Origin of the sequence: Sphingobacterium anhuiense, assembly GCF_042686355.1 — a bacterium.
Lineage (GTDB): Bacteria > Bacteroidota > Bacteroidia > Sphingobacteriales > Sphingobacteriaceae > Sphingobacterium > Sphingobacterium anhuiense.
The window spans coordinates 307,427-320,592 of the sequence record NZ_JBHUPE010000007.1 but is presented as its reverse complement, the minus strand read 5'-3'; the positions used below and the strand labels follow the sequence as shown (position 1 = coordinate 320,592).

The 13,166-nt window shown below is 40.9% G+C and carries 5 protein-coding genes; 1 reads left to right on the top strand and 4 read right to left on the bottom strand.

The genetic code is table 11. The features are described from left to right. Positions 1–4: 4 nt before the first annotated feature. The 3 genes from ACFS6I_RS17940 to ACFS6I_RS17930 all read right to left on the bottom strand — a co-directional run bounded on the left by ACFS6I_RS17940 (position 5) and on the right by ACFS6I_RS17930 (position 6,491). On the bottom strand, positions 5–1,201 hold the full coding sequence (locus tag ACFS6I_RS17940; RefSeq protein ID WP_183917773.1) for a DUF5000 domain-containing lipoprotein: 1,197 nt from the start codon (positions 1,199–1,201) through the stop codon (positions 5–7). A gap of 39 nt (positions 1,202–1,240) precedes the next feature. Further along, entirely contained in the window at positions 1,241–3,169 is a 1,929-nt protein-coding gene (locus tag ACFS6I_RS17935) for a RagB/SusD family nutrient uptake outer membrane protein (protein ID WP_380922665.1), read from the bottom strand. A gap of 118 nt (positions 3,170–3,287) precedes the next feature. After that, on the bottom strand, positions 3,288–6,491 hold the full coding sequence (locus ACFS6I_RS17930) for a SusC/RagA family TonB-linked outer membrane protein (RefSeq protein ID WP_380922663.1): 3,204 nt from the start codon (positions 6,489–6,491) through the stop codon (positions 3,288–3,290). A gap of 385 nt (positions 6,492–6,876) precedes the next feature. On the opposite strand from ACFS6I_RS17930, the gene ACFS6I_RS17925 reads away from it, so the two are divergent. Then, on the top strand, positions 6,877–10,905 hold the full coding sequence (locus ACFS6I_RS17925) for a hybrid sensor histidine kinase/response regulator transcription factor (RefSeq protein ID WP_380922661.1): 4,029 nt from the start codon (positions 6,877–6,879) through the stop codon (positions 10,903–10,905). A 263-nt stretch (positions 10,906–11,168) separates the two neighbouring features. Here the strand turns inward: ACFS6I_RS17925 and ACFS6I_RS17920 are convergent, their stop codons facing one another. Further along, complete coding sequence (locus ACFS6I_RS17920) at positions 11,169–13,163, bottom strand: RagB/SusD family nutrient uptake outer membrane protein (RefSeq protein WP_380922659.1); 1,995 nt, start codon at positions 13,161–13,163, stop codon at positions 11,169–11,171. Positions 13,164–13,166 lie beyond the last annotated feature (3 nt).

The following is a 13,166-nucleotide window of genomic DNA, read 5'->3' as shown; positions in this document are numbered from 1 at the left end:
CCCGTTAGCGAGGGTCTCCATATACCTGAACTTCTGCGATTGCCATAAATGAAGAACCTTGCCAGTTTTTTGAAGTTTTTATGCGGAGATAGCGCACCTTTGGAGCACTGACATCAAAATCGAAGCTAAGTCCCGAATTGGCGAGCTGGTAATCTTCATCGGTCTGCTGGCCCATCGGTAATCCGGAGGGCTTTTTGCTTTCAAAGTTTCCGAGTAGTTTCCAATTATTCCAGCTGCCATCTGAAGGAGGATTGTCTGAACCCCAGATTTCGAAAGTTTTCACATTTCCACCATAATAATACATCCGGCCATTATTGGTGTATTCCGGATAATTCCAGATGACGATCCGACTCATTTTGGCTAAAGTTCCTGTATCAAAAGTGATCCATTGCGGACCATTGATCGTGACATCGGTAAGTGATATATTGGGCCAATTGATGATATCGCCATCCCACATTTTTGATAATCCTGTCGAGGTATACTGTTGTTTTGCATCAGTAGGTAAACTAATGGCATTATAACGGGATTTTGGCAATGCAGTTTCGAATAGGGGTGTAATGGTGGTCACCATGGTATCCGTAAAATTCATGTACTTATCGCGTATGGTGATCGCAAATTGTTTCGGATTAGGGGCAAATCCGCGAATGGTTCTATTGATCTGTTTTGTCGATGTATAAATATTGTCTACAGATGGAACCCACTCGCCTAAGGAATCCACCATGACCATAATGGTCAGATTTTTTTCCTTTTCATTATCAGCGGTTATCCGTATTCCGCCGAAGGCTCCAATTGCTTCTAAACTTCTAAAAGTATCCCAGATCGGATTTTCCAATGGAGTGACCGGGACGGTTACCGGTGTTGAACTAATTTCACTTCGGTTTACGGTAGAGAGCTTAATATCATGAGGTTTCATATCCGCGAATCCTTCTACAAGCAACGAGTTGTTGTAATAGGATGATTTTACCTCCATTTCTTGACCAGATGCCAACGTGTAGGTCGCGCGTACATAAAGCAGATCCTGATCTTTGGGAAGTGTGTAATGGATACGGGCTGCTCCCGGTAAATTTTCGACCTGGACATTGCTTACTGGTTGTGGAGCAGCAGCATTAGTTACCTGAGCTGTCTTAAACTCCTCCTTACAACTACTCAATGCTGCTGTCAGCAGGAGTAATGTGAAAATATACAGTTTTGTTTGATTCATGTTCATAATTATCTTGTATCAGCTATAATGAAATAAGGGCTACCAACCCAAATTTTGCATCAGTGAAGGGTTTACGGTTAATTCTCCTTGTGCGATCGGCCAAAAGTAATCACGTGGGGCGACGAATGTTTGTGCATAGAGTGTGCGTAAGCGGTAGTAATCACTGGTCACCTCTTGGTTAACACTCCATCCCGTGATATTTTGGTTGAAATAATTAACCGCCAATTTCCAACGACGGAGATCCCAATAACGCTTTCCTTCAAATACCAATTCGATCATGCGTTCACGCTGAATGATTTCGCGTAGACCATCTTTCGTATTTGGTTTGCTGGGATTGGTTGAAAATGAACTCCAAGACTCGACGATCCCGGGCAATCCCGCACGTTCACGGATGCGGTCCAAATAGGTGTAGACCTCTGTAGATGGCCCATTGGCTTCATTTAAGGCCTCGGCATACATCAGGTAAATATCACTCAAACGGATCGTTGGCCAAGGGTATGATTTGTAACTCACACCACTGCTGGCAAAAGCTTGTTCCCAGTTGACCAGTTTTTTTAAGAAATACCCTGTTTCATTGATCCATCCGTGATTATTTGCCCCTGCAGGTTGATTGAGTTTTGCCTGTACATAATAAGTATCTTCATCGGATAAGCTTTTGGTATCAAATTTAAACCAGATACCGCCATCAAAACCTAATGATGCATAAAATCGCGATTCACGGTCATAATTTAGCCGGGCTGTTGTATAGCCTTCTTTAATATGAAAGCGTTCTTCATTCTTAGCTGTTCTTAAGGTAAACCTGTTGGTAAAGTCTAAGGTCTTATCTTCATTGATGGGTACGCCATTTTTGGTGTAAAACATTTCGGCAATTTTGATTGGAGCGCTTAAATGCTGTCTTGCAGTACCTACTACAGCATCAATGGTGAGTAATGGCATGGCATCACGCTGGATATTCCAAGCTTGATAATTAGGATTTGCCCAGATGTGCTCGGAAGACCAGCGCTCATTGAAACCTAAGTTTATACCCAGTACTTGTGCAGTTTCATCACTCATCTTAAACTGTCCATATTCCGTTTTCCGAAAGGGGAAAAATGTGATACCGGCTGATTCTGCGGCTGTAATTGCGGCTTTGGCCGCTTCGGCGGCACGCGCCCATTTAGAAGCATCATATACGGGATTAAAAAGAGGTTCCCCATCCTTGTTACGGACTGTCTGAAAATCTGAATTACCATTGAATAAGGGACTGGCAGCGGTCAACAAAACTTCTGCTTTTACTGCTTGAATAATGGGCTTGGTGACGCGGCCTAATTCAGAAGCCTGATCCGGAATGATCAAGGGAACAGCACTGTTTGAAGCCGAGTCTAATAATGATACGATGTAGTTCACGACTTCGTCGACAGGTCGTTGTGTTACCCGTACTTCTTGTTGGTTTGCATCCAAAGGAATATTGGTACGTGCCAAGGGTATTGGGCCATATTGGCGCATCAAGATATAGTGGTAGTAGGCTTTTAAAAACATGACTTCTCCAATCCATCTCGAACGATCTTCACTGGATAAATCGGGTACTTTCGATGTGTTAGAAACATTTTCTAAAAAGATATTGCAATCACGGATAGCGGTCCACATGCCGCTGCGCCAGGTATCTACTAAGGGAGCATTCACATTTTGCCCTCCACGTGCAATCCGCCAATTATTGGCTGGATAGATCTCGCGCTGCGCTACAGGAATCCATACTTCATCGCCTGCTAAAAAACCGGTATTGCTCTGCGCATCGGCATTGTTGGGTAGCCATGCATAGCAGGTAAATAAGAATTTTTCAGCTTCGTTGCGCAATGAAAACGCATTGTCTATAGTCGCGACATTGTCGGGAACAACATCAATATAATCTGCACATGCGGAAAAACCGATGGTACTAACAGATAGATATATAAGGTAGCGTTTTATCTTTTTTATCTTTAAATTTTTCATTTGGATAATTTTTTATAAATAATCATGAGTTGCTTGTCTGCAATCGATATGATTGCGCAGGGTTCAAATGATGAAATCCTGTGCTGTAGTTCATGAGCGTTTTATCATTTTGTAATGTTTAAAAACCAAGCTGTAAGCCAATGTTATAGGTGGCTTGAATCGGATAACCGATACCTCGTCCACCCATTTCTACGTCCCACATTTTAAAGGAACTGATCGCGAATAGATTCATTCCATTGGCATAAATCCGCAGGTTTTTTGCTTTTAGTCTATTCATTAAACTTTCTTTGAACGTGTAGCCGATTTCAACAGTTTTTAATCTTAAGAATGATCCATTACGCATCCACCATGTGGATCTTTGGTTGTTGTTGGCAACAATATTTTCACTTAATCTTGGCCAGAAGGCATATAGATCTCGATTTTCTTCACTCCAGTAGCTATCAGCGATCACGCTTAGAAGTCCATTTTGAGAACCTCCGTTGAGGTAGAAGGGAGAGATGTTTTCAGGATTGATAAAGAATGAAGATCTTGCTGAACCTTGAAAATAGAAGCTGAAATCGAGTCCTTTACCGCCCACTGTACCTCCAAACCCATAAATCAGTTCGGGTGTGGTTGGGTAGCCAATGGCTACACGATCTAAATCGGTAATTTGGCCATCGCCATTGATATCTCTGTATTTGATATCACCACCTAAATAATCAATACCAGGTTTGCCAAATTGAACGGGAGAATTTAATACTTCCTGATCGTCAACAAAGAGTCTTTCAGCTATATATCCGAATTCTTGTGAGGCGGAGGTTCCGACGGTATAGCGGCCAGGCTCTTGATAAGCCGGTTCATCAACGATCAAGCGTTTACTGACGGCATAGGTTAATGTGCTTCTTCCTTGAAGATACCAACCGTTCATCAAGTTTTTATTATAACTCAATGTCACATCCATACCTTTGCTTTCTGCTTTATTGGTATTTGCCACGATAGGGGCTCTCAGGCCCATTGTACTAGGGATATAAGACCGATTTGTGAGTATATTGCTACGGATTTGTTTATAAATGTCAATATTTAATTCAATTGCATTAAATAGACTCAGATCCATCCCGAAGTTGGTCTGGCGAGATCGCTCCCATGTGATGGCTTCATTGGCATATCGGTTGATCGCAATAGTAGGTCTCTTATAGCCCCCCAGTTCTCCGAAAGAAATTTCACCGGCATTCATGTTAACTTCTGAAAGATAGAAGAAACGATCCTGTGCTCTACCGATCTGATCATTTCCGGAGTATCCATGCGTAGCACGTAGTTTGAATTTATTTACCACGTCACGTAGTGGTTCAAAGAACGATTCGTTTGAGATGTTATAAGATAGACCAAAGGAAGGGAAGAACCCCATGCGTCTTGCTTTTGCAAATCGCTCGGATCCATTATAACCGAAATTAAATTCGGCAATATAACGATCATCAAAATTGTAGGTAAACCTACCCGAAAGACCGATATTACGCGCTGGTAAAGACAATTGTAGCGATCCGGCATTGCCACTTAATGAATTTTGAAGTAATCCAATGAGGGTGGCTCCGACATTATGCTTCCCAAATCCGCGGTTGTAATTGGCAATAGCATGCGCATAAAACATTGAATTGACCTCTTTGTCAGACTCCGAATAATCGAGATATTCTGTTCCAACAGGGCCTATTGAGCCTTGAGATCCGTCGTTCATGACACGCAGTGTCAGGTCGCCATCAGCATTTGATGATGCCGAGTAATAAAATGGATTGTACCTTCTGCTCACTTCAAAATAAGCATAGCGTTTTAAGTAGGTCATCGCAGTTAAGTTCAGACCTGGTACGATAGCACTTAAGTCTTGACGTAATTCAATCTGTGGCATAATGGTCGAGGTGTTGAATTCCTGATAGCCACGTACCATTTCGGCATAAGGATTCACAAACAGACCTCCGTTTCGATTTAGTGCATTGCCAAATAGCGGATGGTTCATGTAAGGCATATACGAAGACGGATATAGCGCCGGAAACATCACGGGGTTTGACCATATTGCGCGTCTAAAGGTGACGGCACCACCATTGATACGGTTGTTATTCTCGTCCAAACCACCTATAGGACCGTTATAATCATCAAATTGAGCGTAGACCCGTACAATCCCTGTAGTGCTGGGAGTAAAGTTGATATCGACATTGGAGCGGACCGAATAATTTTTCAATTTAATGTTGTTATTGAAATTGTTGATGCCATCAACCTTCAGAATACCGTTGTCGATATTGTACGTTCCTGCTAAGTAGTACCTTGCTTTGGCACCGCCTCCTGAAATATTTAAATTGTTTCGCTGATTGAGGGTATAATCTTTGATCAGCTGATCAATCCAATTATTATTAGGATAAAATAGCGGGTTATCTCCAGCGCGGGTATGATCGATTTTACTTTGCCAATAGGGCAATCCCTGGCCGCTCGAAGCATCTGCAGGTCGTGTCAGATAAGCTTCATTGGCCATTTCCATATACCGAATGTTATCGGCAAACTGAAAATTTCTGGTATTGGTGGAAATGTTGTTTTCTGAACGAAATTCAAATTTTGTTTTTCCTTCGGAGCCTAGTTTTGTGGTGATCAGTACGACACCATTCGCACCGCGCGCGCCATACATCGCGGCGGCATTGGCATCACGTAGGACTGAAAAGCTGGCAATGTCGTCCGGTTGTAAACGTGCCATATCGGTTGGGGATGATTCGACATTATCTATCAAGATCAGCGGATCTTGTTTACCGGTACCAAATGTACCCAGCCCTCTGATAAAAAAATTGGCATTATCAGATCCGGGTTCTCCACTGCGCTGAAATGCAATCATACCAGCTACACGTCCTGCCAACATGGTCGTCAGATTACTCGTTGGCCCTTTTAATTCTTTTGGATTGATCGTCGTTACTGAACCCACAACGGATGTTCTTTTTTCGCGTTGCCCAAAACCGGTGACAACTACATCTTCTATCACATTCTCATTCATCTGAAGGATGACATCCAGTAAGATGGTATTATTGGATTCCACTTTTTTTTCTGCTAATGCTATTTCTTGACGTGTATAGCCTACACTTGTAAAAACCAAGGTTGCGGTTTTACTGGCACTTATAGCATACATCCCCTGTGCATCTGTCAGTATTTTTGATTCGCTACCTAGAACTCCTACAGTAACCCCTTGTATTGGGGTGCCACTACCCGAGACCTTTCCCGTCACACGGACTTGTTGAGCGGTGGCAACATAGCAGCTTAACGTCATTAGAAATATCCAAATTCCAAGACGCTTTTTAAGCACTTTACCTCTTTTCATTAATAATTAGTTTGGTTATAAATTGGTGAGTATTTTTACTCGATGTACAATTATCGCAACTATCTTTTGATTAAATTGGGGGGGATTTGGTCAAAAATAAGGGGGGAAATCAGCATCATCGGTATGGTTAGATTTTCATATGAAGATTTTCTCTACCTCAATTTCACGTGCTAAATGGTTTTTTTAGCTGTTTAGAAGACTGGGGAGACCTATTTCTCTAAAAGACAGCTAAAATTGGTTTTATAATTATTAAATGTTAATTTAACACTTGTAAAAAGTCTGCTTTTTTACACAGATTTATACCTATACAAACCAATCATTTACGCCAATAATTATGAGGTACAACTTATTATGCCTTCTTATTTTTTTATTGCTATGTTTTGATATGCGAGCGCAGTCATCCATCGAATATCTGGGGATTGATCATGGCTTGTCCAATGATTTTGTGACCGATATTTATCAAGATAGGGATGGATTTCTGTGGTTTGGAACTTTTAATGGCCTCAATCGTTTTGATGGCTATGAATTTAAGATTTTTAAAAATAATCCATTGGCGAATAAATCCCTTCCAGACAATCGCATCACCGATATGCTTGAGGATCAAACTGGTAATCTCTATGTTGCAACCAAGGGCGGATTGGGTTTTTTTGACATGGATCGCAACCATTTTACTCGGATAGATCTTGTTAGAGGCGGGGAGGAAGTGCAGCCTATTGATTTTTCCATCCATCAGCTGGAGAAAGATAAGGATGGTCAACTCTTTGCGACTTCAGGAAAAGCGGGTTTATTGATGATCAAGAAGACCGGAAAAGGTCTCAGGGCGCATACTGTCCCATTATATATTTCAGGAAAAGTAAGTGATCAAGCATACAGTGTCAGTTCAATCTGTAAAACTTTCGATGGAAGATTAATGTTGATGATACATGGGGTGGGCTTAGCGATGTATGATCGTAAAAACAACGGTATTCAAGTTCTTGTAAAGGGAGATTTTAATGCAACATTGATGACTGCTTCTAGTGATGGAGGTATTTGGTTTTCAAATGGCTGGTCGGTCACTCACTACGATTGCCATGCTAATGCCTTTCAATATTACGGTTTGGAAAATGGCCTCAGTAATAAGCGGATTGTTAATCTTTATTTTGGCCAGGATCGTAAAATTTGGGTATGCACAGATGGTGATGGCATTCAGAAGATTAATATGGACACCAAAAAAATTGAGAAGAATACGGGGTTTGATGAAAAAAAACTTGCCGGTAATGCTGTTGTTGCTATATACGAAGATACTCAAGGCCGCAAATGGTTAGGAACGATTCGCGGGGGAGTGCATGTGATCGATCCGCAGAAGGGTAAATTTCAATTGGTTAAACATCATTCCCTAGATAACCAGACGAGTGCACGAGATTTTATTTCTGTGCTGGAGCAAGCAGATCATGATCATATTTGGGTCGGTACGGACGGTTCTGGCTTATTAAAGTGGAATATAAAACAGAAAGTGTTTGTTCCGTACCCCAATACTTCACGGCTATTATCAGAGCGTGCATTTGTCACGGGACTTATTCAGGATGATCATCATCAATTATGGATCGGGACGTATGATTCCGGTATTTTTAAATTAGATATGACTAGCGGTCAAATCAAATCTTATACCTGTTATTATCCCCATACCGAATATGTCAATGCAGCCGCTTGGCGTTTGTTTAAAGATAGCCGAAAACGCATCTGGGCATCGACTTTAGGCGGAGGAGAGGTTTATCTTTTTGATGTAAGGGAAGATCAGTTTAAACCTTTGAACTTACCGATATATGATGTGCTTACTTTTTTTGAAGAAAGGGAAGATATCCTCTGGATGGGTTCCTGGTCTGAACTGATCCGCTTGGATCTGCAAACAAGACAATTTAAAACATATGCAGTGGGTACACCTGTCCGGTTTATCAAGCAGGCTGATCGTCATCATTTATGGATAGGCACCGAGGGGGGCGGGCTACGTTACTTTAATATAGCGACGGGTCAATCTAAAATTTACACAGAAAAAGAAGGATTGCCAAGTAATACCTTATTAAATGCATTAAAAGATGATTTTGGCAATTTGTGGATATCGACTTACCATGGTCTATCGAAATTTGATACCAAAACGCGCTTATTCCAAAATTTCTATAAATCCGATGGATTGCAAAGCAATCAATTTAATTACAATGCCGCGCTGAAACTGTCCGATGGACAATTGGTGTTTGGAGGTATTCGAGGATTCAATTTGTTTCATTCCCGTGATCTTTTAGTCCAAGCAGTCTTTCCTCCACTCAAATTGACGCAACTCCAGATTAATAATAAACCATATGGTACTGATCAGCATTATGGTACAGGCTCTCTCAATGAGGTTAATAAATTGACCATCCCTTATAGCCAGGCGGTATTATCCTTTTCATTTGCTGCATTAGATTATAGTTTTTCGGATCGGATTAAATATGCTTACTTTCTTGAAGGTTGGGATAAGGACTGGAATTATGTGGGTAAACAGCGAGCAGCATATTATTCACACCTTAAAGAAGGAATTTATACTTTAAGGATTAAATCGACGGATGCAAATGGTGATTGGAATTCAAGTGAGCGCACTATTTTGATCCAAATCTTACCGCCATGGTGGCGTACAGGCTGGGCTTATGCAGGCTATGGAATGGCTGTTGTTGCCGCATTATATCTTTATTTTCTGTATGTACGGCATCGCGCATTGTTGTTAACCAAATTGAAGACTGCTGAATTTGAACGCGATAAAGAAAATGAACTGACAGAGAAAAAGGTTACATTTTTCACGCATATCGTGCATGAAATACGTACACCACTTACCCTTATTATAAATCCAATCAAAGAATTGCTGAAGGATAACAAAGATCAGATAACAGATTATGAAGAACTTCAGGATGTATATCGTCATTCCAAGAGATTGCTGAATCTGGTCGATAAATTATTGCTCTTCAGAAAATCCGAAGGAAACTTTGATGAATTATCTCTTGTTCATTTGGATATCGTACGTTTGGTTAGAGAAGTTTTTCTATGCTTTCGGCAGATCGCACATGCGCAAAATATAAGCTATTCGTTGGAAACGGATATCGAATCTTATCCATGTTATGGGGATCATGAAAAATTGGAAATCTGTTTTTTTAATCTCTTGCAGAATGCCTTAAAATATACACAAGATGGTGGTATGGTAACCGTACATCTGAACAGGACGGTTACAGGTATTCGCATTGAAATATCGGATTCGGGCAAGGGTACTCCGACTTTGCTGAAGGAAGATATCTTTAAGCCGTTTCAGCGTGATTTCTCTTCTTCCAATATGGTAAAGGAAGGTTTTGGAATAGGCCTATTTTTAGTCAAAAAATTTGTGGAAATACACCAAGGTGAAATCAGATATCACCCCAATGCTGATCGAGGTATGACTTTCTGTGTTGACCTGCCCCAGCATGCTATTCTGAATGATGAGGATCATATTTTAGAAGTTTCGAATAGTGCTTTTTCTTCCCGGGAAACGATGGGACTAAATGATCCGGTTATGGCAGAAAAGGTCGACCGTAAAAATAGTCATTATGTCGAGGTCTCAGATCGATTGATCCCGATAGAACGAGAAATCATCCTATTGGTAGATGATCATGCTGATATTCGAAATTATATCTATAAACTTTTTCAGGATAGGTTTCATGTCGTACAGGCTGAAAACGGTGAGCAGGCAATAGCAATTTTACAAAAAATAGAACCGCATATCATCATTAGTGATATTATGATGGAGGGAGGTACGGGGATTGATCTTTGTCATAAAATTAAGAAAAGTAATCAATGGAGTCATATCCCTTTAATTCTTTTGACGGCAAGTTCCTCATCCGAAATAAAGCTGAAAGGGATTGAAGAGGGGGCTGATGATTATATTACTAAACCTTTCGATAAAGATATGCTGGTGGCACGTGTGGACAATCTGATTCAGAATAGGAATCGTCTGCATGAATACTTCCATAGCCATATAACGCTGCAATCGAATGACCACAAAATTCCGGTTGAATATAAAGAGTTTTTGGAGAAAGTGATCCAAGCGGTTGAAGCACACTTGTTGGAAGAAGATTTTACGGTAAAAGTGCTCGCCGAAACAATGGGTATGAGCCATTCAAATCTCTATAGGCAAATTAAAGCGATATCAGGAAAATCTGCTAACGAATTTATCCGGTACATCCGACTTCGTAGGGCGGCGCAACTTTTAATTACGACCAAAGCGAATGTCAATGAATCTGCTTATCAGGTGGGGTTTCGGGATGTTAAACATTTTAGACAACAGTTTACGAAGCTTTTTGGCTGTACACCATCAGAATATCGAAAACGCTATCCTCATTTAAAGAAATCCTATGCGCTAGATGGACTACTAACTCATTAAGATCTGTGTCGATGAGAAAAGTTGACTGTGGAAATATATGGACCATCAAAAGTTCAGATGGTTCATCATGAGAAAGTGAAGTAAGTCTGTTAAATAACCATTTAAAGATAAATCACGTTTCTTTTGCTGAGATGGGAAGATTAGGTATTCAATTATCTTGGATCATCTCCGTTGACATACTCGTTCTTTTATAAGCTTAGATTGATTTTTTGTATCTAAACAAGTACCATACTGCTGGTATGCAGTATGGTGCTTTAGTATGTTTAATTTGTTGCTCCTTGATTGGCCATTAATGGCCAGCCTGGATTTTGGTATATACTTGACGATTCCGGCGAGCCGTCTGGTGAAGTTATGGTAAAGTGGCTCATGGCAATTGGATTTAAATAATGTGCACTGATCCATTTATACCCGTCGAGGACTAAATTGGTTGCCGCTAAGTTGATGCGGTAGGGTCTAAGATAATTGCTTTCAGACTGCAGGGAAACATTAGCTGTTTTTCCTGAAGTATTTGGCTGTATCAACGATGAAACTCCTTTTTCATCTTTATACCATTCTTGCATAGGTCCCCATATTTTCATGCCTTCAACAATATAAGGTTTTGCCGTAAGTTGGTCTAATGCTCTCCAGCGTTTTAGATCTGCAAAGCGCATGCCCTCAGCGACTAATTCCAAGCGTCTTTCTCTCCGGATATTGTATAAAACTTTATCCGATAATAATTGTCCGGCAGAATAGGCCCCGAAATCACCTTTTGCTTCCATATTCATATCGGTATTATTGACTGTATTTATATAGTCGGTGTTGACTCCAGCACGCTCCCTGATTTGCGTCCAGTATGCCTGCGCCTTGGCATTGACCGAACCATTTTTAAGGTAACTGGCTTCGATATAATTTAAGTAAGCTTCAACGGCTCTGAATACAATAGAACCGGTAGTGCTTGTTGCCCCTTCGGATTGTGCGATTAGGTAATTGAACCCTTTCTTAAGGGCATAACCTGTCACATATCGAGTTTCAGCAATGCCCAAAATATCCGGTTTTCCCTCTACGATATCTTGCCCATTTGTATTCTTTCGATCGGTGTAGCTTAACTCTCCCGGAGCTTTCATAAAGATCTGTAAACGGTTATCGCGGTCAATTTTTACATCGCTGATTAGATTATCGCCTTTATATCCTGAATTTGCTGCATAAATCGGTAATCCGTTTGCCATGGTGAAATTTTCTACTAATCCTTTTGCATAACCCGAATTCCCTGCATTTCGGTTCATGTAATGATTGACAGTATGCGTAACATTTAAGGGTAGGCTATATTGCCTCCAAAGAAGCACTTCACTATAGGAATTGAGGTCAAAATCACCAAACATTTTGAAATAAGGATTATTGGATGAGTTAAAGCCATTATCTTTTGTATTGTTAACCAAAGCTACTCCATCTGCTACCAACTGCGCAGACTCCATGGCCTGTGTCAGGAAGTAGTCGATTTCCTGATCGATGTTCATGGTGAAATTAGGGTTTGATTTTGCTCCTGGCCATCCCGGTCCGCCGGGTACTAAAGCAGTTCCTTTATGGTATTTCAACCAGGTAGCTTCATGCAGTGCCACACGGGATTTTAACAATAGTGCCGCATTTTTGGTGATCCGAGTTTTTCCGGAAGCAGTTGTTGTACTGAGTAAAGTAGCTGCTGAATCCAGATCTGCGATGATAAAACGGGCAACTTCATTTCGGGGTTTACGAGTAGAAATGGCGGTTAATTCCTCCAGATTATCTTTTACGGTATTTTTTAAGATGGCGAAATCTCCCAATGCCTGTACTTTGTTGAAGTATTCGTAAGCCCGTAAGAAATAGGCTTCACCGATATAATGCTCAATATTGAGCTTATTGCCGGTTATGCTGTTACTTTTCCATTTGGGAAGTACCGATTCGAGGAAATAATTGACCTGACGGATATTCGTAAAATCCCAGTCTCCACCTGTAGCGCCTACCCGCCATTCGCCAGGTACCCAACGTGTCGCATAGCCCGAAGTCACTTGATTGTCTGTCCCGTTATCATTAGCAAATGTACCCAATCCCCAACCTCCATGTGTTGGGAAATTGTAACGGGTAATGGTATATGCCGCGAGATCAGCTTCTGTATTTAAGTACTCTGAGGGTGTTACATCGGATAAAGGTGCTCTATCCAAATATTTATTACAGGATAATAATGTACTAAAGGCAAGTACTGCTACGCAGAGTTGTTGTATCTTATTTATATAGCTCTTTTTCATTAT

What these genes read in the sequence shown, in the direction of transcription:
- ACFS6I_RS17940 (WP_183917773.1), bottom strand. Translation starts at nt 1,201, where the DNA reads ATGAATCAAACAAAACTGTATATTTTCACATTACTCCTGCTGACAGCA.
- ACFS6I_RS17935 (WP_380922665.1), bottom strand. Translation starts at nt 3,169, where the DNA reads ATGAAAAATTTAAAGATAAAAAAGATAAAACGCTACCTTATATATCTA.
- ACFS6I_RS17930 (WP_380922663.1), bottom strand. Translation starts at nt 6,491, where the DNA reads ATGAAAAGAGGTAAAGTGCTTAAAAAGCGTCTTGGAATTTGGATATTT.
- ACFS6I_RS17925 (WP_380922661.1), top strand. Translation starts at nt 6,877, where the DNA reads ATGCGAGCGCAGTCATCCATCGAATATCTGGGGATTGATCATGGCTTG.
- ACFS6I_RS17920 (WP_380922659.1), bottom strand. Translation starts at nt 13,163, where the DNA reads ATGAAAAAGAGCTATATAAATAAGATACAACAACTCTGCGTAGCAGTA.